This window comes from Poseidonocella sedimentorum (assembly GCF_900116005.1).
Classification (GTDB): domain Bacteria; phylum Pseudomonadota; class Alphaproteobacteria; order Rhodobacterales; family Rhodobacteraceae; genus Poseidonocella; species Poseidonocella sedimentorum.
In genome coordinates, this window is record NZ_FOYI01000008.1 from 93,378 (window position 1) to 114,988 (window position 21,611).

26 protein-coding genes are annotated in these 21,611 nt (G+C 67.6%); 15 read left to right on the forward strand and 11 right to left on the reverse strand.

The window, feature by feature from the left end; all coding sequences use genetic code 11:
- Nucleotides 1-30 precede the first annotated feature (30 nt).
- On the reverse strand, nt 31-1,341 hold the full coding sequence (locus BM353_RS12325; RefSeq protein WP_092081304.1) for an RsmB/NOP family class I SAM-dependent RNA methyltransferase: 1,311 nt from the start codon (nt 1,339-1,341) through the stop codon (nt 31-33).
- A 97-nt stretch (nt 1,342-1,438) separates the two neighbouring features.
- Here BM353_RS12325 and BM353_RS12330 point away from each other — a divergent pair, with 97 nt between their 5' ends.
- Nucleotides 1,439-1,636 (forward strand): DUF1674 domain-containing protein, encoded by a 198-nt coding sequence (locus tag BM353_RS12330; RefSeq protein WP_177220550.1) that lies wholly within the window; start codon nt 1,439-1,441, stop codon nt 1,634-1,636.
- Nucleotides 1,637-2,299: 663 nt separating this feature from the next.
- Here BM353_RS12330 and BM353_RS12335 read toward each other — a convergent pair.
- Entirely contained in the window at nt 2,300-2,755 is a 456-nt protein-coding gene (locus tag BM353_RS12335) for a type II toxin-antitoxin system RatA family toxin (protein ID WP_092081308.1), read from the reverse strand.
- 105 nt (nt 2,756-2,860) lie between these two features.
- Between BM353_RS12335 and hpt the strand changes: the two genes are divergently transcribed.
- The 4 genes from hpt (at nt 2,861) to BM353_RS12350 (ending at nt 5,063) form a co-directional block, all read left to right on the forward strand.
- The gene (gene hpt / locus BM353_RS12340) at nt 2,861-3,415 is read left to right on the forward strand and encodes a hypoxanthine phosphoribosyltransferase (protein ID WP_092081401.1); all 555 of its coding nucleotides are present in this window, start codon (nt 2,861-2,863) and stop codon (nt 3,413-3,415) included.
- Nucleotides 3,415-3,591 (forward strand): hypothetical protein, encoded by a 177-nt coding sequence (locus tag BM353_RS16960; RefSeq protein WP_177220547.1) that lies wholly within the window; start codon nt 3,415-3,417, stop codon nt 3,589-3,591. The genes hpt and BM353_RS16960 overlap by 1 nt, the downstream gene beginning before the upstream one ends.
- A gap of 81 nt (nt 3,592-3,672) precedes the next feature.
- A complete protein-coding gene (locus BM353_RS12345) occupies nt 3,673-4,155 on the forward strand; it encodes a c-type cytochrome (RefSeq protein ID WP_092081310.1) in 483 nt (160 codons plus the stop codon).
- Nucleotides 4,156-4,163: 8 nt separating this feature from the next.
- The gene (locus BM353_RS12350) at nt 4,164-5,063 is read left to right on the forward strand and encodes a c-type cytochrome (RefSeq protein ID WP_092081312.1); all 900 of its coding nucleotides are present in this window, start codon (nt 4,164-4,166) and stop codon (nt 5,061-5,063) included.
- A 6-nt stretch (nt 5,064-5,069) separates the two neighbouring features.
- On the opposite strand, the gene BM353_RS12355 is transcribed toward BM353_RS12350, so the two are convergent.
- The 3 genes from BM353_RS12355 to dapB all read right to left on the reverse strand — a co-directional run bounded on the left by BM353_RS12355 (nt 5,070) and on the right by dapB (nt 7,582).
- Entirely contained in the window at nt 5,070-5,420 is a 351-nt protein-coding gene (locus BM353_RS12355) for a dihydrodipicolinate reductase (RefSeq protein ID WP_092081314.1), read from the reverse strand.
- 83 nt (nt 5,421-5,503) lie between these two features.
- On the reverse strand, nt 5,504-6,763 hold the full coding sequence (locus tag BM353_RS12360) for an AGE family epimerase/isomerase (RefSeq protein WP_092081316.1): 1,260 nt from the start codon (nt 6,761-6,763) through the stop codon (nt 5,504-5,506).
- A gap of 3 nt (nt 6,764-6,766) precedes the next feature.
- Nucleotides 6,767-7,582 (reverse strand): 4-hydroxy-tetrahydrodipicolinate reductase, encoded by an 816-nt coding sequence (dapB, locus tag BM353_RS12365; RefSeq protein ID WP_092081318.1) that lies wholly within the window; start codon nt 7,580-7,582, stop codon nt 6,767-6,769.
- A gap of 84 nt (nt 7,583-7,666) precedes the next feature.
- Here dapB and rbfA point away from each other — a divergent pair, with 84 nt between their 5' ends.
- From rbfA to BM353_RS12395, 6 genes are all read left to right on the forward strand, one after another.
- On the forward strand, nt 7,667-8,107 hold the full coding sequence (gene rbfA / locus BM353_RS12370) for a 30S ribosome-binding factor RbfA (RefSeq protein ID WP_092081320.1): 441 nt from the start codon (nt 7,667-7,669) through the stop codon (nt 8,105-8,107).
- Nucleotides 8,104-8,856 (forward strand): phosphodiester glycosidase family protein, encoded by a 753-nt coding sequence (locus BM353_RS12375; RefSeq protein WP_177220548.1) that lies wholly within the window; start codon nt 8,104-8,106, stop codon nt 8,854-8,856. Before rbfA ends, BM353_RS12375 begins: the two co-directional genes overlap by 4 nt.
- 58 nt (nt 8,857-8,914) lie before the next feature.
- Nucleotides 8,915-9,820, forward strand: coding sequence for a tRNA pseudouridine(55) synthase TruB (gene truB / locus BM353_RS12380; RefSeq protein ID WP_092081321.1), 906 nt, complete (start codon nt 8,915-8,917; stop codon nt 9,818-9,820).
- Between the two features lie 37 nt (nt 9,821-9,857).
- Nucleotides 9,858-10,385, forward strand: a complete 528-nt coding sequence (locus BM353_RS12385; protein WP_092081323.1) for a DUF1643 domain-containing protein — start codon at nt 9,858-9,860, stop codon at nt 10,383-10,385.
- Nucleotides 10,382-10,690: a DUF5665 domain-containing protein gene (locus BM353_RS12390; RefSeq protein ID WP_092081325.1), complete on the forward strand. Its 309-nt coding sequence runs from the start codon at nt 10,382-10,384 to the stop codon at nt 10,688-10,690. Before BM353_RS12385 ends, BM353_RS12390 begins: the two co-directional genes overlap by 4 nt.
- Nucleotides 10,691-10,775: 85 nt before the next feature.
- Nucleotides 10,776-11,696: a calcium-binding protein gene (locus BM353_RS12395; RefSeq protein WP_092081327.1), complete on the forward strand. Its 921-nt coding sequence runs from the start codon at nt 10,776-10,778 to the stop codon at nt 11,694-11,696.
- A gap of 57 nt (nt 11,697-11,753) precedes the next feature.
- On the opposite strand, the gene BM353_RS12400 is transcribed toward BM353_RS12395, so the two are convergent.
- Together BM353_RS12400 and BM353_RS12405 are read right to left on the reverse strand one after the other, a co-directional pair.
- Nucleotides 11,754-12,407 (reverse strand): RluA family pseudouridine synthase, encoded by a 654-nt coding sequence (locus BM353_RS12400; protein ID WP_092081329.1) that lies wholly within the window; start codon nt 12,405-12,407, stop codon nt 11,754-11,756.
- 1 nt (nt 12,408) lies between these two features.
- Entirely contained in the window at nt 12,409-12,828 is a 420-nt protein-coding gene (locus tag BM353_RS12405; protein ID WP_092081331.1) for a GFA family protein, read from the reverse strand.
- Between the two features lie 143 nt (nt 12,829-12,971).
- On the opposite strand from BM353_RS12405, the gene BM353_RS12410 reads away from it, so the two are divergent.
- The 3 genes from BM353_RS12410 to BM353_RS12420 all read left to right on the forward strand — a co-directional run bounded on the left by BM353_RS12410 (nt 12,972) and on the right by BM353_RS12420 (nt 15,433).
- The gene (locus tag BM353_RS12410) at nt 12,972-13,313 is read left to right on the forward strand and encodes an STAS domain-containing protein (protein WP_092081333.1); all 342 of its coding nucleotides are present in this window, start codon (nt 12,972-12,974) and stop codon (nt 13,311-13,313) included.
- A gap of 13 nt (nt 13,314-13,326) precedes the next feature.
- A complete protein-coding gene (locus tag BM353_RS12415) occupies nt 13,327-13,761 on the forward strand; it encodes an ATP-binding protein (protein ID WP_092081335.1) in 435 nt (144 codons plus the stop codon).
- 94 nt (nt 13,762-13,855) lie between these two features.
- Nucleotides 13,856-15,433, forward strand: coding sequence for a gamma-glutamyltransferase family protein (locus tag BM353_RS12420; RefSeq protein ID WP_092081336.1), 1,578 nt, complete (start codon nt 13,856-13,858; stop codon nt 15,431-15,433).
- A 16-nt stretch (nt 15,434-15,449) separates the two neighbouring features.
- Here the strand turns inward: BM353_RS12420 and hspQ are convergent, their stop codons facing one another.
- Nucleotides 15,450-15,776 carry a heat shock protein HspQ gene (hspQ, locus tag BM353_RS12425; RefSeq protein ID WP_092081337.1) on the reverse strand — a complete coding sequence of 109 codons (327 nt, stop codon included), beginning with the start codon at nt 15,774-15,776 and terminating at the stop codon, nt 15,450-15,452.
- A 212-nt stretch (nt 15,777-15,988) separates the two neighbouring features.
- Between hspQ and BM353_RS12430 the strand changes: the two genes are divergently transcribed.
- Nucleotides 15,989-16,576 (forward strand): transglycosylase SLT domain-containing protein, encoded by a 588-nt coding sequence (locus tag BM353_RS12430; RefSeq protein ID WP_092081338.1) that lies wholly within the window; start codon nt 15,989-15,991, stop codon nt 16,574-16,576.
- A 25-nt stretch (nt 16,577-16,601) separates the two neighbouring features.
- On the opposite strand, the gene BM353_RS12435 is transcribed toward BM353_RS12430, so the two are convergent.
- The 3 genes from BM353_RS12435 to BM353_RS12445 all read right to left on the reverse strand — a co-directional run bounded on the left by BM353_RS12435 (nt 16,602) and on the right by BM353_RS12445 (nt 21,469).
- Nucleotides 16,602-17,207, reverse strand: coding sequence for a LolA family protein (locus BM353_RS12435; protein ID WP_092081340.1), 606 nt, complete (start codon nt 17,205-17,207; stop codon nt 16,602-16,604).
- 80 nt (nt 17,208-17,287) lie between these two features.
- On the reverse strand, nt 17,288-20,272 hold the full coding sequence (locus BM353_RS12440; RefSeq protein WP_092081342.1) for a DNA translocase FtsK: 2,985 nt from the start codon (nt 20,270-20,272) through the stop codon (nt 17,288-17,290).
- A 6-nt stretch (nt 20,273-20,278) separates the two neighbouring features.
- Entirely contained in the window at nt 20,279-21,469 is a 1,191-nt protein-coding gene (locus BM353_RS12445; protein WP_092081344.1) for an aminotransferase class I/II-fold pyridoxal phosphate-dependent enzyme, read from the reverse strand.
- Nucleotides 21,470-21,611 lie beyond the last annotated feature (142 nt).

Here is a 21,611-nt window from a genome sequence, read left to right on the forward strand (position 1 = left end):
GCCGAAGGCTAGCCCCCGCGCCGCGCGGCGTCACGCGGTTTTGACGAGCACCGCCATGTAGAACCCGTCCATCCCGCCACGTTCGGCCCAGACATCGGGCCGCAGCCGCAGCCCGCCCTCCGCGCTGTGCCACTCCGGCGCAACGCCGGGCAGATCGCGCGCCGCAGGATCCACCCGGAGCCCCGGATGCCGCGCCAGCGCCTCTTCGACCTGCACCTCGCCCTCGTCTGGCAGGAGCGAGCAGGTACAGAAAACCATCCGCCCGACCGGCGCCAGAAGGGTCAGCGCGTGGTCGATCATCTCGGCCTGGAGCGCGATGAGCCCTGAGATCGCCTCACCCTGTCGCGCGTGGGGCAGGTCCGGGTGCCGGCGAATCGTGCCGGTGGCCGAACAGGGCGCATCGAGGATGATGGCGTCATACTGCCCCGCCTGCTCGAGCGCGTCGCCGACGACGAGCTCCGCGGTGAGGCCGGTCCGGGCGAGGTTCTCGGTGATGCGGGCGATGCGCGGCTCGGAGATGTCCACGGCGGTGACGTCGGCGCCGGCCGCCGCGGCCTGCAATGTCTTGCCACCCGGCGCCGCACAAAGATCGAGCACCCGCTCGCCCGGGGTGAGCCTCAGCATCCGCACCGGCAGGGCCGCTGCCGCATCCTGCACCCAGAAGGCCCCCTCGTCATACCCGGGCAGCGCGCTGATCCGGCCGGGATCGGAGAGACGCACCGAGCCGGTGGGCAGAAGCTCGCCCCCGGTGGCCCGCGCCAATTCTTCGGCATCGCCCTTGGCGGTGAGGTCAAGCGGCGCGCCCGCGAGATGGGCCGCCTCCATCGCGGCCACCGCCGGCGCCCCCCAGGCCTCTTTCAACGGATCACGCAGCCAGCGCGGCAGGCGCGGCGAGCGCAGCCGGGCCATCTCGGCGGCCAGCGGCGAGACATCCACCTCCGGCGCGCTGTCCCCGTCTTCCGTTGCCGCGATCTTGCGCAGCACCGCGTTGACCAGCCCGCGAAAATGCCCTGTGCGCTTGCCATGGGCGGCAATCGTGACCGCCGCGTTGACCACCCCGTGATCCGCGCCGCCCTGCGCCAGCTCGACCACCGCGAGCCGCAAAATGTTGCGCACGCCCGTGGGCGGCGGCTTGCGCAGATGTGGCTTGAGCAGCCGGTCGGCCTGTTCCATCCGGCGCAGCGTCTCTGTCGCCAGCCGCTGGGCGCGCGCGCGCTCTTCCGGCGACAGCCGTTCGAGAATCGGGCCGCGCAGAAGATCGGCCAGCGCCCGCCCCTCGCCCAGCACTCCGTTGAGCAACCGCACCGCGGCCTTGCGCGCCTGTAAGCCTTCTTGTGACATCGCCGACCCTGCTTGCACCCTTTGAAAAGGGGCGTATATCAGGGGGATGGTTTTGAGGAAAGGCGATGCGATGGACAGCGCGAAATCCGGCCCCGAGATGACGGGCGCGGCCCCCACAGGGCCCGAACGCCAGACCGACCTGCCCGATGCCGCCAAGCGAGCGCTGGCCGAAGCCGAGGCGCGGCGCAAGGCGGCGGCCGATGTTGCCCTGCCGCCCGAACTTGGCGGGCGCGACGGGCCCGAACCGGTGCGCTACGGCGACTGGGAAAAGAAGGGCCTCGCGGTCGACTTCTGAGACCCGCGGGCTTCCCCCTCCCCCCACTCACCTTGTGACGCGGCGTCACACGGGCCTTGAGCGAGGCGACTCCGGCCCGATCTGCCCAAAGGTAAGGAATTCCATACGCGACATTGCCTGACCTTTGCGTCAAGAGAGCGCCGTCATGTCGGTGGGCCGGTAAAAAGTAGGTGCTACAGTTTGCCAAAAGCGCTTTGAATAAAACGTTTCCACCGGCATGGCGAAACGAGTTGGTATCAAGTGACGCATCGCCGTGCCGCCTGTCCGCGCCTTCGGGTCCCGGTCTTGGGCGGCACGCGCGAGGCATGTACCAGCCCCCTCGCGCTGAAGAAGCAATCGCTGGGGGGCGCAGGTCAGATTGAGGACGATAGACTTAATTACCCTACGTCACTTGGCTCAACCGTCGGTAATACTACGTAGGACTCAAGCGCCAAAGTGTGAGAGATAAGCGGCGCTGCGTGTTCTGGGCAGTAAAGAGTTATACCGGTTTTGCAAAACCGCTTTGAATAGTGCGCCGTCACCACTCACGAACGCGAAGCGCACATCCTGCCCCGGGCTTTTCGTCCGGGGCGCAAAGACCGTCCGGCCCCTCCGCTCAATGGCCATGAGCCGTCGGGCCGGACGCATCCCCCGTCGCACAGTGATCCATGCGCGCAAGTGGCGTCAGCCGGCGCCGTATAGCTCCGCCGCGCGGCGCTCGAAGGCGCGCACGATCCGCTGCATCGCCTCGTTGAACACTATCCCGATGATCCCCTGCAACACCGCGTTGCGGAACTCGAAATCGACGTAGAAGTCCACCTCGCAACCGCCGCTCTCCAGATCGCGAAACGACCAGGTGCTTTTCATGACCTTGAACGGCCCGTCGATGTATTCGGTGTCGATCTTCTTCTGCCCGGGCCAAAGCGTGACCCGGCTGCCAAAACGCTCGCGGAAGACCTTGAAGGAGATCACCAGATCGGCCTCCATCACCTCGCTGCCACCCTCCCCGGGCGTCCGGCTGCGGATCCGGGCGGCGGCGCACCAGGGCAGGAATTTTGGATAGTCGCCCACATCGGCCACGAGATCATACATCTGCTGCGCCGTGTACGGCAGGGTGCGGGTTTCCGAGTGGGTTGGCATGGCGGTCCTGTCGTCGTAGGTCTTGGGCCAAGGGTGTCGGCCATGGGCCGCAGGATTTCAAGGGGCGGATTGCCGCCCGCTCAGACCGGCAACGCGGGGGACACGATGGGCCAGCAAAGCGCGAATGGCGCCTATCATATCGACACGATGATAACCGCGAAACAGATCGCCGCGCGTATCGAGGAGCTCTCGGCCGCGATTCGCGCTGAGTTCCGCGAGACCGAGAAGCTCGTGGTCGTGGGGCTGCTGCGGGGCAGTTTCGTCTTCATCGCCGATCTGGTGCGCGAGCTCGATCTGCCGGTGGAGGTCGATTTCCTGGAGGCCTCATCCTACGGCGACGGGATGGAAACGAGCCGCGAGGTGCGCATTCTCAAGGATTTGCGCGGCGCGATCGAGGGCCGCGATGTGCTGGTGGTGGAGGATATCGTCGACACCGGGTTCACCCTGCGCCACGTGACCGGGCTTTTGCAATCGCGCAACCCGGCGCGCCTGCGGACCATCGCGCTACTGGACAAGCCAAGCCGTCGCGAGGTGGAGATCCGCGCCGACTGGACCGGCTTCGAGATCCCCGATGAATTCGTCGTCGGCTATGGCATCGATTACGCCCAGCGCAATCGCAACCTGCCCTACATCGGCAAGGTGCGGTTCGACGCGGACTGATGTGGCTGCTGGTGCGGCTGGCGCGGTGGGCGCGGCATCCGCCATCGCCGGCGCGGGCGCGGCTGATCCTCGGGGTCTTTGTGATCTGTCTTCTGCTCGTGGTGCTCGAACGACTGGTTGGCCTGCCCGATTGGGCGTCGCTCGACCCGCGCGGCGCGCGATGGCCGCTGCGCTGAGCCCCCGCGCTCGCGAGAAAGTCATTTGCCCCGAGGTCAAGCGCAGGTAGGCTTTCCCGAAGCCAGCCAAGGAGAAATTTCATGCCCACGCACGCTTTGTCCCGCATCCTGTCACCCGCAGCCGCCGCCGCTCTGATCGCCTGCGGCAGTGCCGCGCTTGCACAGGATTTCGACGGCCATCTCTCCGCCCGACAGGGCCAGTTCGCCTCGCTCGGCCTTTCGCTCGGGGTGCTCGGCGGGATGGCGCGCGGGCGGGCGGACTACGACCCCGCGCTCGCCCAGCTCGCCGCCGACTACGTGGTGGCCATCGCCTCGATCCCCCAGAGCACGGCACTGCAATGGCCCGAGGGGTCCGATAACATGGCGCTCGACACCACCCGCGCCGAACCGGCGATCTGGGACAATTTCGAAGATTTCACCAACAAATGGGCCATGCTCGGCGACGCCGCCGCAGAGCTTCAAGCCGTCGCGGGCACCGGGGCTGATGCGCTTGGCCCGGCGGTCGGCGCCTTGGGCCAGGCCTGCCGCGCCTGCCACCAATCCTACCGCGGCCCCGAGAACTGATCCTGCCGATGTGGCGCCGGGCGGTAGTCGCGATCCTGCTCATCGGGCTTGCGCTCGGCGCGGCGGTGCTTGTCATGACGCGCCCGCGCGCCCTGCCTGCCGCGCAATTCGCCGGGCTCGCCGGTGATGCCGCGCGCGGGGAGGCAGTGTTCCACGCCGCTGGCTGCGCCTCGTGCCACATCGCGCCCGAAGCGGTGGAGCAGGCCGAGATGAGCGCCGCGCCGGTGCTCTCCGGTGGTCAGCGCTTCGAGACCGCGTTCGGCACCTTCCTCGCCCCCAACATCTCGCCCGACCCCGAGGCCGGGATCGGCGGCTGGACCCTGCCGCAATTCGCCAGCGCCGTGATGCGCGGTGTCTCGCCCGAGGGCGCGCATTACTACCCCGCCTTCCCCTACGTCGCCTACAGCCACATGACGCGCGAAGACGTGGCCGACCTCTACGCCTTTTTCGCCACGCTGCCCGCCTCCGAAGCCGAGAGCCGGCCCCATGAGCTCGGATTTCCCTTCAACATCCGCGCCACGCTCGGGGTCTGGAAGGCCCTCAATCTCGATACCGGCTGGGTGCTCGAAGAGGCCGAAACAGAGCAGATCGCGCGCGGGCGTTATCTCGTCGAGGGGCTCGGCCACTGCGCTGAATGCCACACCCCGCGCAACGCCCTCGGCGGGCTTGACCGCGCCCGCTGGCTCGCTGGCGCGCCAGCTCCGTCGGGCGAGGGGCGCATCCCGGCCATTGCCCCCTCTGGGCTCGACTGGGCGGCGGAGGATATCGCCTATTATCTGGAGACCGGCTTCACGCCTGAGTTTGACAGCGCCGGCGGGCACATGGCCCTCGTGGTACAGAATTACGCCAGGCTCCCGGCCGAGGATCGCGCGGCGGTCGCGGGGTATCTCAAGGCACTGCCCTTCTGAGCCGGATCACCTGAGGCGAAATTCGGCCGATTGCCCCGCCCCGCGATCGGAGGTGAACCGCACCCGGCCTTGGGCATCGCGCTCGACCTTCTGGCAATTGAAGCCCAGATCACGCGTCCCCCAGACCAGATCGCGGCAGAAATACCCCGCCCGCCATTCCCAGGACCCGCGCACCGCGAGCCCGGCGCCGCGCCCCGTGATCCCGCCTTGGCGCGTGACGGTGAGGGCGATCAGCGGCCGGTGCAGCGCGCGCCCCTCCACGAGCGACAAGAACGCGGCGCGCTCGGTGATCTGCTCGAACTCGGCAGAGGCCGGGCTGGCAAGGAGGCTCAGGATGGCGAGGGTGGTGAAACGCATGACGCGCCCTTTCCTGCGGGGGGTCAGGAAAGGCTACGCAGCAGGGCGGCGATCGGATCACCCGCGCGGGCGGGGCGCCGACGCTAGCGGGGCGCGAGCGGCCGGGTTTTGGCCAGCGCCGCGACAGGGCGCGAGACAGCGCCGCTCAGGGGGAGCACGTCGGCCTGAAGCGCGTGATAGATGTCGGGCTTGCCGAGGAATTGCCGCGCGGCCGGGCGGCCCGCGTCATCGACCTCAGGGAACCAGCCGCCGCGCGCCTCATCGACGAACAGCGCCGCCGCCGAGGCCCAGAGGGTGCGATACCAGCGCTCGTCAGCCGGCTCAGGCGCCGCGCGCTGAAGCGCGGCCAAGGCTCCGATCCCCTCGCAGACCGGCCACCAGTAGCGATCCGCCACCTGAACCGCGCCGGAATAATCGAGCGTGTAGACCAATCCGCCCTCGGGCCGCCAGGCATCGCGCAGCGCCTGTTCCGCCAACCTCCGGGCGCGATCCGGAGCCTGCGCATCCGCGCGCCCGGCGAGATCCCAGTGCTGGAGCGCGAGACGGGCAAGCTCCAGCGAATGGCCCGGCGTCGTCCCCTTGGGGCGGAACATCGGATCGCCGGCGTAGTCGAGATCGACCTCCCAGTCGGGGGTGAAATGCTCGGGCAGGCGCCAGCCATGGTCCGGCGCGATGCGGGTGAGGAAGAAATCCAGAATGCGCCCGGCCTTGTCGAGGAAGGCCCGCTCGCCGGTGGCTTCGAAGGCCGCGAGAAATGCCTCGCAGCCGTGCATGTTGGAATTGTAGCCGCGATAGTCCGAGAAGGGCTGCCAGTCGCGGGTGAACTCGTCCCGCAAAAGCCCAGCGGCATCATCCCAGAAGCGGCGATCGATCAGCGCGGCGATCTCGGCCAGGAGTGGCTCGGTCCCGGCAAAGCCCGCCGCCCGCGCGGTCGAGGCGGCCAGCAGGACGAAGACATGACCGTAGGCGAGCTTTTCGTCGCGCACCGGCGCCCCGTCCCGGCGCACCGACCAGAAAAACCCGCCGTGCTCAGCATCGCGGTGATGCGTCTGAAGGTAGGCCAGACCGGCCTCCACGATCCCGGCGCAATCGGGCGCGCCCGCCGCATGGGCCAGCGCGTAGGAATGGACCATGCGCGTGGTGGTGTGCAGCTCCTGCGGGCCCTCCCCCAGAGGCGCGCCGTCAAGGTCCAGCACGTCGAACCCGCCATCCGGACGCAGGCTAGCGCGGAAAAACTCTAGCTGGCGCAGCGCGTCCTCGCGCAACCAGTCGAGATGAGCCGGATCCTCCAGCCACGGACCCGTCTGATCGGGATCGCCCGGTGCTTGCGTCTCATGGCTCATGGTTCAATCCCCCAGCCCCAGCACATCGACCATGTCATATTCCCCCGGCGCCTGGGCCTGCCCCCAAAGCGCGGCCCGGAGCGCGCCGCGGGCGAAGACCGAGCGGTCGGAGGCAACGTGGCGCAGGGTGATGCGCTCGCCCGGACCGGCGAAGAGCACGTCATGCTCGCCCACGATGTCGCCCCCGCGAATGGCGGAAAACCCGATGTCGCCGCGTTTGCGCGCCCCGGTGATTCCATCGCGCCCCCGGTCGGAAACCTCATTCAGGGCCACGCCCCGCCCCTCGGCGGCGGCCTCCCCCAGCATCAGCGCCGTGCCCGAGGGGGCATCGACCTTGCGGTTGTGATGCGCTTCGATCACCTCGATGTCGTAGTCGGCGTCCAGCGCGGCGGCGACCTTGCGGGTAAGCTGCACCAGCAGATTGACCCCGAGGCTCATGTTGCCCGCCCGCACCACGACCGCATGACGCGCCGCGGCGGAAATCTTGTCGAGATGCGCCTGCGCGAGGCCGGTCGTGCCGATCACGTGGACAGCGCGCGCCTGCGCGGCCATCTCGGCATATCCCACGGTCGCATCGGGCGCGGTGAAGTCGATCACCGCCTGGGCCCGGGCGAAGAGCTCCAGCGCATCGTCGCTGACCATGATCCCGCAGGCGCCAAGCCCGACGCAGGCGCCCGCATCCTTGCCGATCCATGGGTGCCCCGCCCGCTCCAGCGCGCCCACAAACCGCGCGGCATCGCTCTCCAGCACGGTCTTGATCAGCATCTGGCCCATGCGGCCAGCCGCTCCCGTCACGACAATTCCCGGCAGATCGGTCATCTCGGCATCCTCTTTTTCGCCGATCCCGTCTAACCGCTCGCGCGGCGCTTGGCAAAGGGGGCGATAGGCCCTACATCTCCGGCCATGGCCCGCAATACTCATCATACCGGCCCTGGCCCGAGCCAGAGGCAGCTTCGCGTCGGCGAAGTCATCCGCCGCGCCCTCTCCGAGGTGCTCGCGCGGGGCGATATCCATGATCCGGATCTCAATCGGCTCTCGATCACCGTGGGCGAGGTCACCGCCTCCCCCGATCTCAAGATCGCCACGGCCTATGTCTGCCCTCTGGGCGGCGAGGGGCAGGAGGACGTGCTCAAGCTTCTGGCCCGCAACAAGGGCGAATTGCGCCGGATCATCGGCCGCAAGACCTCGCTCAAATACGCCCCCGACCTGCGGTTCCGCATCGACGAGACCTTTGACCGGCTCGACGAGACGCGCCGCCTGTTCTCCGATGAAAAGGTCCAGCACGACCTCACCAGGAGCGACGCCGCCCCGACCGATACGGCCGAAGATCCCGCAGGCGAATGATCCGCGCCGCGCTGTTGCTGTGTCTGGCCCTTGCCGGGCCCGCCTGGGCCGGGGTCGAGTGCCGCGACGTCGATCATGAGGGCCGGGGCTATGCGGTCTGTTCGGTGACGCTCGATGACACCGCGCTGAAGCTTTTCCTGCGCGATGACGACGGGGCGATCCTTGGCGGCTTCTCCCGCGTGGCCGATGAGCTCGGGCCCGATGAGACGCTCGAATTTGCCATGAACGCAGGCATGTTCCACCCCGATCGTGCGCCAGTGGGCCTCTATATAGAGGACGGGCGCGAGGAGATGCGCGTCATACCCAACCCGGGGCCGGGCAACTTTGGCCTGCTGCCCAACGGGCTCTTGTGCCTGCGCGCGGGCCGGGCCGATGTGATCGAGACGCTGCGCTATATCGAGGACGCCCCCCCCTGCCGCGAGGCGACCCAATCGGGGCCGATGCTGGTGATCGACGGCGCGCTGCATCCGCGCTTCCTGCCCGACAGCACCTCGCGCAACATCCGCAACGGCGTCGGGACCAGCGCGGATGGGCGTGTCGCCCATTTCGCCATCTCCGACCGCCCCGTCACCTTCCACGAATTCGCCCGCCTCTTCCGCGACGCGCTTGAGGCGCCCAACGCGCTCTATTTCGATGGCAAGGTCTCGCGCCTCTACGCGCCGCAGCTCGGCCGCAACGACATCGGCCTGCCCCTCGGGCCCATCATCGGCGCCGTCTCCCCCGCGCCAAGTGATCGGGCCACAGATTGACAGGGCTGCCCGGGTGCGATACCTGCGCCGCCTCATCGCAAAACGGGATCATTGAGCTATGGCACGCAGACGCAAGGGGCGCGACATTTCCGGATGGCTCGTGGTCGACAAACCGGCCGGGATCTCCTCCAACGCGGTGGTGAACAAGGTCCGCTGGGCGATGCAGGCGAAAAAGGCCGGCCATGCGGGGACGCTCGATCCCGAGGCCACCGGCGTGCTCGCCGTCGCGCTTGGCGAGGCGACCAAGACCGTCCCCTACGTCACCGATGCGCTCAAAGCCTATGTCTTTACCGTCCGGCTGGGCGAGGCCACCAACACCGACGATGCCGAAGGCGAGGTCACGGCCCGCTCCGACGCGCGGCCCAGTGACGATGAGATCAAGGAAGCGCTGCACCAGTTCGTGGGCGAAATCCAGCAGATCCCGCCGCAATTCTCCGCCGTGAAGATCGACGGGGAGCGCGCCTATAAACGCGCACGTGCCGGTGAGGAGATCGAGATCGCCCCCCGGCCGCTCTGGGTCGAGGAGCTGGTCATGCTCGACCGCCCCGACGCCGATCACGTCACGCTGGAAATGACCTGCGGCAAGGGCGGATACGTCCGCGCGATCGCCCGGGATCTCGGGCAGGCGCTTGGCTGTCACGGCCACGTGCGCGAACTGCGCCGCATCTGGTCCGGTCCGTTCAAGGCGGATGAGGGCCTGAGCTACGCCCAGATCGAGGAAATGGCCCAGACCGAGGCGCTCGATGCGCATCTCCTGCCGCTGGAAACCGGGCTCGCCGATCTGCCCTCCGCCCCGGTGACGCCCGAGAACGCCGCCAAGCTCCGCAACGGCAACCCCGCGATGGTCATCACCAGCGATCTCGATTACGGCGACGAGGCCTGGGCCGCGCTCGACGGGCGCGCCGTCGCCGTGGGCGTCTACAAGGCGGGCGAGCTGCATCCCTCGCGCGTCTTCAACACCTGAGCTTGCACCCGCCGCCCCTCCGGGCGACAACCGGCCCATGATCACGCGCCACCACCAGAAGGGCGACGCCAAGTCGACCGCCGTCTATTCGCCTTGCGAGCGCTACCGCTACAGCCTTACCCGGATCTGGGATCCGGCCGGGCGGCGCGCGCTCTTCGTCATGCTCAACCCCTCCACCGCGACCGAGGTCCAGAACGACCCGACGGTGGAGCGCTGCGAACGCCGCGCCCGCGCGCTCGGCTTCGGCAGCTTCACCGTGACCAACATCTTCGCCTGGCGCGATACCGATCCCCGCGCGATGCGCGCCGCGGCCGATCCGGTGGGCCCCGACAACGATGCCGCGATTCTCGCCGCCTGCGCCGAGGCCGACCAGATCATCGCCGCCTGGGGCACCCACGGCGCGCACCTGGGCCGAGGCCCCGCGGTCGCGGCACTGCTCGCGGGCCACGGCGCCCCCGTGCACCACCTCGGCCTGACCAGGGACGGCCACCCCAAACACCCGCTCTACATCGGCTATTCGGTCCAACCCGAACCCTGGAGCGCGCTTTTCGCGGAGGTCCCATGAGCGACAAATCAGAGATCGAGATCATGGACGCGCTCCGCCGCGAACTCGCCCGGCTCAACGACCATCGCTTCATCAAGGTCCAAAATTCGACCCTGCGCCTGATCTGGTTCCAGTTCCTGCGCGGCCTCGCCTTCGGGCTCGGCTCCGTCGTCGGCGCGACCATTCTGGTATCGCTCATCGGCTTCTGGCTGGCCCAGATCGAATTCATCCCGATCATCGGCGACTGGGCCGTGCAGCTCGCCGAGGAAATCGGCGTGAGCGTGGCCGAAGAGGTCAGCGAAGAGCTGGACAGCCAGCCGGACTGAGCCGGTTAACCAATTGCCGCGAAACTGTTCGGCGCAAACGGGCGATCGCGGTAGCCTCGCGGACGTGAAAGGCGAGTGAACGGCTATGTTTGGACTATTCGGGTTGCTGGGTCTGCTGACCACCGGCGCCGCCCTCTCGGTAATGCTCGGCGATGATGACGAGGAGGACGTCATCACGGGCACCGATGAGGATGACGAAATCACCGGTGGCGACGAGGGGGACACGATTCTCGCCGGGGCCGGCAACGACGCGATCGCGGGCGGCGGCGGGGATGACCTGCTCGACGGCGGTGACGGCGACGATTTCGCGCTCGGCGAGGAGGGGGACGATACCCTGCGCGGCGGCGATGGCGCCGATTACCTCGTGGGGGAGAGCGGCGCGGATGCGATTCTTGGCGGCGCGGGCGACGATACGCTCTATGGCAGCGCGGGGGACGACTGGCTTTCGGGGGAAGGCGAGGACGACCAGCTCATCGGCGGGCCGGGGGACGACACGCTCTGGGGCGGCGCCGGCGATGACAGCCTTGAGGGCGGGCTCGGCGATGACGCCCTCTCAGGCGGCGCGGGCCAGGACACGCTGATGGGCGGCGCGGGCGATGATCTGCTCGACGGGCGCGAGGGCGAGACCGCGGCAGAGCCGGACTACCTCAACGGCGGCGCGGGCGACGATACGCTGATGGCTGGCGCGGGCGATATCCTCTCCGGGGGAAGCGGCGCGGACACCTTCGTTGCCGAGGCGCCCGCCGAAGGTATTCCCGCTGATGGCACGGCGGAGATCGACGCAGACGAGCCGCCGGCGCAAATCATGGATTTCGTCGCCTCTGAAGATAGCCTCGTCATCCACTATGAGGGCACCGACGAGCTCCCGCCGGATATCCGCGTCGAGCCGGACCCGGATAGCCCGGAGGCCAGCCTTGTCTCTCTGGACGGCCAGGTTGTCCTGCGCGTCTTGGGCGATGCGCCCCCTCTGCCGGAAGACATCACGCTCATTGCCATCGGTCAGTGATCTGCGACTCGATGCGGGGCAATCGCCCGCTGGGAGTCGGCGCGTCTTTGGAAGCTGTCAGAACGGCGTCTTGGCGCGAAAGCGCAGGCCGCGCCCCCCGTCGGGATGGCGCAGCCGAAGCTCCTCCGAATGCAGCATCAGCCGGGAATGCGCCGCGAGCGTCTCTTCGGCATAGAGCGGATCGCCCAGTATCGGGTGACCGATGGCCAGCATATGGACGCGCAACTGGTGGCTGCGCCCGGTCTTCGGAAAGAGCCGCACCCGGCTTTCCTCCGGCCCGGTCTTGACCGCCTTGTATCGCGTCTGCGCCGGCCGGCCCGTCTCGTGGTCAACCTTCTGCAAGGGGCGGTTGGGCCAATCCACCGTCAGCGGCAGGTCGATTTCTCCCTCCGCCGGATCGAGGCACCCGGCGACCCGCGCAATATAGATCTTGCGCACCTGCCGCTTCTCGAACTGAAGCCCCAGATGCCGCTGCGCATTCGGGGTCTGGGCAAAAACCATAACGCCCGATGTGTCCCGATCCAGCCGGTGCACCAAGAGCACGCCGGGAAAGACCTGCTCCAGCCGGGCGATCAGGCAGTCGGCAAGCTCCGGCCCCTTGCCCGGCACCGACAGCAGCCCCGCCGGTTTGTTGACAATGATGATCTCGTGATCCTCATGCAGCACTTCGATCGGATCGGCGGGCGGATTGTAAGGGGTGGAGACCGGCACGTCAGCTGCCCTCCCCAAGCGCGAGCACGTCGGGAGAGACCCCGCCCGAACAGCGCGAGACGCCGTCTTCCAACCCGTAATAATCCCCCATGTCAGCGGTGAAAATATGCATCGCTGTGTGCAGCCCGGTGTCCCCGTCGAGCGCGCCCGCGGCGACCGAAATCTGCGCCGCGCCGTCCACGCGATAGAAGAGCGACGACCCGCAGGACCGGCAAAACCCGCGCTCGCTTGTGACCGAGGACCGGAACCAGCCAAGCGCCTCCTCGTGCCGCAGAATGAGCCCCTCCGACGCGACCGCCGTGGCGGCCCAGAAGTGGCCCGATGTCTTGCGGCATGTGGTGCAATGACAGCCAAACACCGGGCGCAATGGCCCATGCAGCTCGAAGGCCACCGCGCCGCAGGCACAGGATCCGCCCAGCATCTCGCCTCTCCCTTTTGTCCGATCGGCCCGGACCCTGACGGCGCGCCCGGCAAAAGCCAAGCGAAATCAGTTGCGCGGTTAAACTCGGGGAAAGGATTTGGGCCCTAATCTGCGCTCAATCCAGACGCAGCCCCACGGATATCATGGACATCCAGCTTCAATCCCACCCCAAGGCGGACATCGTGCATGTCGGCATCAGCCGTATCGACGCCGGGTGCGCGATTCAATTCAAGGACTCGGTGCGCGCCCTGCTCGACAAGCTCGGCGACCGTGTCATCCTCGATCTCGGGCAGGTCGAATTCGTCGATTCCAGCGGCCTCGGCGCGATCGTGGCCAGCATGAAGATCCTCAACGGGGGCGGCAGCCAGCTTGAACTGGCCGCGCTCCAACCCAACGTGAACAAGGTCTTCCGCCTCACGCGGATGGACAAGGTCTTCGTCATCCACGGCTCTCCCGCCGAAGCACTGGAGCGTCGGGTGTCCTGACGGAATAACGACCATGTGCCTGGCCAGCGACCCCGGACTGACCTTCGAATGCATTGCGACACATGCCTCCATTCGCTGCGTATTGGGGCGAATCGTCGCTTGCCTGCACTCCGAACGGCTGAGCACGGATCGGGTGAGCGATGTGCAGATCGTGCTCGCGGAGGCGCTCAACAACATCGTGTTGCATTCGGGCTGTGCCCCCACCGACCGGATCACCGTCACGCTCAAGCTGCGCGCGGGTCGACTGGAGGTCGAGATCCTGGATTGCGGCAATCCGATGACCGAGCCCCTGCCCCGGCCGTGCCCGCTTCGGCCCGAGACCTTGCCCGTGCAGGAGTTGCCGGAGGGGCGGTTCGGCTGGCTCATCTTGCACAAATTGACGCAGGATATCGCGCATCGGCGGGTCGGCATCCATAATCTTTTGAGCTTTTCGATTACGGCGCAGTGAGATTGCCCCCGCGCGCGGTGGCCGGCCATTGGCACCGCCCCGCGCGCCCGCTAGCCTGCTCCGACTGATTCAAGTCATGACACGAGGGGGCTTCATGCGCGATTTCCATCTTCCGGGCCGGTCGGAGGTCCTTGCTGAAAACGGCATGGTCGCGACCTCCCACCCGCTGGCCGCACAAGCTGCGCTCGACGTGCTCAAACGCGGCGGGACCGCGATGGATGCGGCGATTTGTGGCGCGGTGCTGCTGGGGATTTGCGAGCCGCAGATGACCGGGCTCGGGGGCGATTGCTTCGTGCTCTGGTCGCGCCCCGGCGAGACGCGCATTCGGGCGATGAACGGCTCGGGGCGCGCACCCGCCGCCGCCAGCGCAGAGGCGATGCGCGCCGAAGGCCACGCGGCGATGCCGCTCAATGACGCGCGCTCCGTCACCATCCCCACCGCTGTCGACGCCTTCTGCCAGCTGAGTGAAAGCGATGGGCGGCTGGGGCTCGATGCCCTGCTGGCACCGGCGATCCACTATGCCGAAAGCGGCGTACCCGTCGCGCCGCGGGTGGCCTTTGACTGGCCGGCCTGTGCGGAAATCCTGCAAGGCCCGGCGCTGCGGCATTACTTGCCGGAGGGCCAGCCGCCCAAGGTCGGCGCGCGGTTCGCGCTTCCCGCCCAGGCCGAGGCACTGCGGGCGATCGCGCGCGAGGGGCGCGACGGGTTCTACCGCGGCCCGGTCTCCGAAGACATGGTGCGCGGCCTCAATGATGCCGGAGGCTGGCACAGCGAGGCCGATTTCGCCGCCGCGCGGGCGGACCTCGTCGAGCCGATCTCGGGCCACTACGGCGGCGTCGATCTCGTCGAGCATCCGCCTAACGGGCAAGGCGCGACGGCGATCCTGATGCTCAACATCCTCGCCCAGTTCGACCTTGCGGCGATGGATCCCTTCGGCGCGGAACGCGCCCATATCGAGGCCGAGGCCGCCAAGCTCGCCTATGACGCGCGCAACCGGTTCCTCGCCGATCCCGATCATTGCACCCGGCTTGATCACATGCTCTCGCCAGAGACGGCAAAGGGCCTCGCCGCGCTGATCGATCCGGCGCGCGCCATGGCCTCCCCCACCGCGACCAGCGAGGCGGTGCATCGCGACACGGTCTATATCTGCGCGGTGGATCGCGACGGGATGGCGGTCTCGCTGATCTATTCGATCTTCCACGGCTTTGGCTCGGGGATTGCCTCGGACCGCTACGGCATCCTGTTCCAGAACCGCGGCGCGGGCTTTTCGCTCACCCCCGGCCATGCCAACGAGCTTGCCCCCGGCAAGCGCCCGATGCACACGATCATCCCCGCGATGCTCAAGGAGGATGGGCGGGTCTCGGCCGTCTTCGGGGTCATGGGCGGGGCTTATCAGCCGAACGGGCATGCGCGCGTGCTCAGCAACCTGCGGACCTACGGGCTCGGGCTGCAAGAGGCGCTCGATGCGCCGCGCAGCTTTTTTGACGACGGGGCACTGACGGTGGAGCGCGGCTATTCTGATGAAGTGCGCGCGGCGCTGGCCGAGAAGGGCCACGCCGTGGAGATCCCCGACAAGCCCATCGGGGGGGCGCAGGCGATCGAGATCCGGGCCGATGGCGTGCTTGTCGGTGCGTCCGACCCGCGCAAGGACGGCTGCGCGCTCGGGTACTAGTACCCGAGCCGGCCGCTCAATTCAGGCGAAGTTCGAGCGGATAGCTCCCGTCTTCGAAGGGGCCGAAGATATCCTCGATATCGGGGTGCCCGACCGGCCCGCCGCTATGGTCGTCGACGAGGTTCTGCTCGGAGACATAGGCGATGTAGTAGGATTGCTCGTTTTCGGCGAGCAGGTGATAGAACGGCTGCTCCTTGGAGGGGCGCCGGTTCTCGGGGATCGAATCGTACCACTCTTCGGTATTGTTGAACTCCGGATCGACGTCGAAGATCACCCCGCGAAACGGGTGAAGCCGGTGGCGTACGACCTGGCCGAGACGGTATTTGGCGTGGCTTTTAATCATGTCACCTTATCCAAGGACGCAAGATGGCACGGGTATCAGCCGGAGTCCATCGCTGCAACTGCACTGGGGTTGAAACAGTGTGTCCCACCTTGGGGCCCGTTGCGCCGGGCGCGGGGCGCGGTCTGTCTGAATAGTGATTTCATTGAGCAGCATCTTGCGGTAGTCTGGCGGCGAGAGCCGGAAAACGGCCCAATATATCGAGCGAGAGGCCCATGAGCAGAGTTTTTTGCGCGCTGTTGTGTATTGTTTTGCTGTCGTCCTGCGGCAGCGGCAACTACTCGGCGCCCCGTAACCTAGACAACGCCTGCAGCATCCTGCGCGAGCGCCCCACCTATGCCCGCGCCTTCGCGGCGACCGAGCGGAAATACGGCGTCCCGGTGCATGTGCAGATGGCGACGATTTACCAGGAAAGCAAATTCATCGGCAACGCGCGCACGCCCTTCCGCTATGCGCTCGGGATCATTCCGATGGGCCGGCAAAGTTCGGCCTATGGCTATTCGCAGGCGCTCGACGGGACCTGGGATGAATACCGCCAGGAGACCGGCCGTCGCGGCGCGCGGCGCAACAACATTCGCGACGCGGCCGATTTCATGGGCTGGTACATGACGCTCACCCGCGAGCGCAACGGCATCCCGCTGGGCGATGCGCGCAACCAGTACCTCGCCTATCACGAGGGCCACACCGGCTATAACCGGGGCAGCTACCGCAACAAATCCTGGCTGGTGGCGGTGTCCAACAGCGTGGGCGCCCGTGCCGCGATGTATCGCAGCCAGCTCCGGGGCTGTTCCCGCCTGATCTGACGCTCTGACCCGGCGCGCGCGGCCCCTAGCGGAAGCCGCGCTTGCGCATCTCGCCCATGATGTTGAAGAGCACGTCGTTGACGCGTGCGCTGCGATCCAGCTCGCCGAGGATCACGGTCGTCTGGGCGCCGCTGTCATCCGTCACCACCCATTGCCGAAGCTCGACCGGCGGGCCGGAGAAGACCAGCCGGATATTGCCGTATTCCGGGTGATCGGGGTCCTGCGCGGTGACGCTGGTGGTGGTGCTGTCGCTACTGTGGCCGACGACCATGTTGGCGCGGGCAAGATCGACATCGCGGCCCAGCACCACCGAGAGCGGCGTCTCGCGGAGCGGAAACCGCACCGGCGGCTCGTTGGAGACCGGGTCGAAGACGGCCACTTGCCCGCCGCCCGCCATGACCAGCGCCGCATCGGGCGGATCGTATTCGAAGCGAATCCGGCCGGGCCGCTTGATGTAGACCGTGCCGGTCGCGATCGTCCCGTCGGGGTTGATCTGGGTGAATTCCCCGACGCCCGATTGCAGCGCGTTGAGATGCGCCGAGAGATCGGACAGCGGCAGTTTTTCGGCGCTCGCGGCACCGGATCCAAGCGAAAGCGCGGCGACGAGCGCCATCTGAGCAAGTCTTTTCATGACCTTTGAGATAAGGGCCCGCGGCCCGTCTGAAAAGGCAACTGTTGATCCCGTTGTGCGGCGTCGGCGGGATGGCGCCGTTATTGCTCGGGGACGAGGATCTCGCGTTTGCCCACGTGATTGGCGGGCGAGACGAGGCTTTCCTCCTCCATCTGCTCCACGAGCCGGGCGGCCTTGTTGTAGCCGATGCCGAGCTTGCGCTGGATGTAAGAGGTCGAGCATTTACGATCCTTGATCACGATCGCCACCGCCTGATCATAGAGCGCGTCCTCGCCATTGGTGTTGCCACCGAGCCCGAGCACAAGGTCGATATCGCTCTCGGCCGCCTCGTCCGGCCCGTCGAGCACACCGCCCACATATTCCGGCGGCCCGTAATCCTTGAGGTAAGTGACGATGTCCTCGACCTCTTCGTCCGAACAGAACGGCCCGTGAACGCGGGTGATCTTGGAGCCGCCAGCCATGTAGAGCATGTCGCCCATCCCCAGAAGCTGTTCCGCGCCCTGTTCGCCGAGGATGGTGCGGCTGTCGATTTTCGACGTCACCTGGAAGGAAATCCGGGTGGGGAAATTGGCCTTGATCGTGCCGGTGATGACATCGACGGAGGGGCGCTGCGTCGCCATGATGAGGTGGATGCCGGAGGCCCGCGCCATCTGCGCCAGCCGCTGGATACAGGCCTCGATCTCCTTGCCCGCGACCATCATCAGGTCCGCCATCTCGTCGACGATCACCACGATGAAGGGCAGCAGCTCGGGCGCGAATTCCTCGGTCTCGAAGACCGGATCGCCGGTCTCGTCGTCAAAGCCGGTCTGGACCGTGCGCGAGAACATCTCGCCCTTGCCGAGCGCGTCGCGCACCCGGCCGTTGTAGCCCTCGATGTTGCGCACGCCCATCTTGGACATCTTGCGATAGCGCTCTTCCATCTCGCCCACGACCCATTTCAGCGCCACGACGGCCTTTTTCGGGTCGGTCACAACCGGGGAGAGCAGGTGCGGGATGCCGTCATAGACGCTGAGTTCCAGCATCTTGGGATCGATCATGATCAGGCGGCACTCCTCAGGCGAGAGCTTGTAGAGCAGCGACAGGATCATCGTGTTGATCGCCACCGACTTGCCCGAGCCCGTGGTCCCCGCGATCAGCAGGTGGGGCATCTTGGCGAGGTTGGCCACCACCGGCGCGCCGCCGATATCCTTGCCGAGCGCGAGGGGGAGGCGCTGGTTCGCGTCGTCGAACTGGCGGGTCGAGAGGATTTCCCGAAGCGCCACCATTTCGCGTTTCTCATTGGGCAGTTCGATCCCGATGACCGAGCGGCCGGGCACGGTCGAGACCCGCGCCGAGAGGGCCGACATGGAGCGCGCGATATCGTCGGCAAGGCCGATGACGCGGGAGGCCTTGAGGCCGGGCGCGGGCTCCAGCTCGTACATCGTGACCACCGGGCCGGGGCGGACCGAAACGATCTCGCCCTTGACGCCATAGTCATCGAGCACGTTTTCCAGCATCCGCGCGTTTTCCTCCAGCGCCTCGTCGGAAAGCACGTGGCGTTCGATCTTGGCCGGGCTCATCAGCAGGTCAAGCGGCGGGTGCTCGTAGCCCGCCTCGCCGTCTTCGAAACGGAGCGCCGGTTGCGCTTCGGCTTGCGCGCGGGCGGAGGGTTGCACCGGTTTGCGCCCCGGGTTTTGCACCACGCGGCGCGGCTCGGGAACAGGGACCTGCATCTGGGGCGCACGCGCGGGCGCGGCGGGGGTCTGAGCCTCCTCGCCATAGGCCGTCGCGGCGTGGTCTTCGTCCATGTCATAGGCCGCGCTGTCGTAGGGGTCGTGGTCGTACCCGTCGGCATGGTCGTCCGTATAGCCGCCCTCGACGGCCTCGACGGCCTCGGCGAAGGGATCGGAGGCGGCGGCAAACGCGGCAGGAGCGGCGGCGCCGGCGGTCAGCGGCGGCTCGGGCGGCAGGCCCGGGGTTTCGGTATAGACCAGCGGCTCGGGCCGGCGCCCGCGCCCCTTGGTCAGCGGGGTCTGGACGTCGGGGCTCTTGCGCAGGCGGGCTTGCACCGCATCGCTGATCCGGGCGCGAAGCCGGTCTTCATCCGGCGCGGCCACCTCGGCGTCGACCATGCCATCGACCAGCTCGGGCTGCGGCAGGACCGGCATGACCTTGCGACGCAGCGCGGTGAAGAGCCCCGGCGCCGCCTCTGGTTCGGCCTCGGACAGATCGACCGGCTCGAGGACCATCTCGTCATCGGCAAGCCCACGCTGGGCATGAATTCGCGGCGCATTGGCCAGAACCGGCTCGGCGCGCTGGATCGCGGCCGGGGATGCAGCGGCAGGGATCGCATCGCCCATATCGACCTCATCCGCCGTTGCCTTGCGCTCTTGCCGCGCGTGGTGCCACTGGGCCGCGCGCCCGCCAGCGCCGCGCGCACCGCGCACCGTCAGATCGCGCAGGATGGCATAGGCAAAGACCGTGCCCCCAAGGAGGAACCGCCCGATGCGCCGCAGCTCGGGCCGGGTAAACCCGGTCACGAACAGCAAGAGCGCGAGCGCGCCAAAACCGCTCAGCAGCGCCAGCAGGCGCAGGCCGGTGGCCGCCCCGAAGGGCAGAAGGTTGAGCAGGGCGGCAAGGACCGTATCGCCGAAGAGCCCGCCGAGGCCGAAGGAATGTGTCCAACTCGCGGGCGGGGAGATCGTCGCGGCATAGAGGCTCGACACGGCGATGGCGATGGGAAAGAAGATCAGCCGCCCGATCGCGCGCTCTTCGCCGGCGTGCAGCGCGAACCGCGCGCCCCAGCCCAGCGCCACCAGCGCCAGCCCCCAGGCCGCCCAGCCGATGATCATGAAGAGAGGCGCCGCGAGGGTCGCGCCGAAGCGACCCATCCAGTTCTGGACCGGCGCGTCGGTGGCGGAAATCCAGCTTGGATCATCCGGCGAATAGGAGGCGATCATCGCCACGGCCATGGCCCCGATGAGCAGCAGAACGATACCGAGAAGCTCCTTGCCGCGCCGTTCGATGGCGGCCTGCATCTTGCTGTCGAACAGGGGATCGCGTTGTCTGCTCTGATAGGATGCCATGACCAGTTACCTCTTGTTCTCGTTCAAAAGACAGTCGCGGAGCCGCGTGAGGCCGTCCCGCGTCTCCGCCTCCGGCGCCACGAGCGCCACACGCAAATACCCCGCGCCGGGGTTCACACCGTTCTGTTCGCGCGCAAGATAGGCCCCGGGCAGCACGCGCACCCCGGTCTCGGCCCAGATCCTGCGGGTCACGGTTTCGCTGTCCCCGACCGGCAGCCACAGGAAAAACCCCGCGTCCGGAGAGCGGTAGCCGGGATAGCCCGCGAAGATCTCATCGGCGATGGCATAGGCCGCACGGTAGCGCGCGCGGTTTTCCGCCACATGCGCCTCGTCGCGCCAGACCGCCTCGGACACCCGTTGCAGCGGAAGCGGCAGCGGTGCCCCACCATAGGCGCGCAATTGCTTGATCCGGGCAATGTTCTGCGGACCGCTGGCGACGAACCCGCTGCGCAGGCCGGGCAGGTTGGAGCGCTTGGAGAGCGAATGAAAGACCACGACGCGTTCGGGATCGGCGCCCATCTCGGCCGCCACCTCCAGCGCGCCGGGCGGGGGCGCATCGCGGTAGATCTCGCAATAGCATTCATCGGCGATGATCTTGAAATCGTGTTTCTCCGCCAACGCCAGAAGCGCGCGCAGATAGGCGCGGGAGGCCACGGCCCCCTGCGGATTTGACGGCGAGCAGATATAGGTAAGCGCCGCGCGATCGAGCGTCTCGGGCGGCAGGGCGGCATAGTCGGGCAGATAGCCGGTCTCGGCCGTGGCGGCCACGAGGCAGGGCTCGGCGGCCACCGACAGGGTCGCGACGATATAGGCTTGATAGAACGGGTTGGGGATCAGCACGAGAGGCGCCTGCGCGCCCTTGGTCTCGGGGCAGAGCGCCATCGCGGCATTGTAGAGCCCCTCGCGCGTGCCGTTGAGCGCCATGATCTGACGGTCCGGATCGACCGGGACCCCAAAGCGGCGACCGATCCAGTCCGATATCGCGCCAAGCAACTCGGGCGCGCCGTCGTTGGGTGGGTACTTGCCGAACTCATGGGCATGCGCGGCGAGGATCTCGGGAACGAATGCGGGGAACGGGTGACGCGGCTCGCCGATGCTCATGGCAATCGGATCCCCGCCGGGCGCGCAGCCGTCGAGGAGCGCGCGCAGACGCGGGAATGCGTAGGCCGGAAGGTCCGAAAACCGTTCAGGATACATGCTCAGCTGCCTCGATGCCCGGGATCGTTTTGCCCCGCTTGATTAGGCGCAGCATAGGCAGACAAGGGCACACCGTCCAGCTTCACGCGCCGCCCGCGCGGCGATTGTGTCATTTCCGCCAGCCCCGCCGGGCGCACGGGCG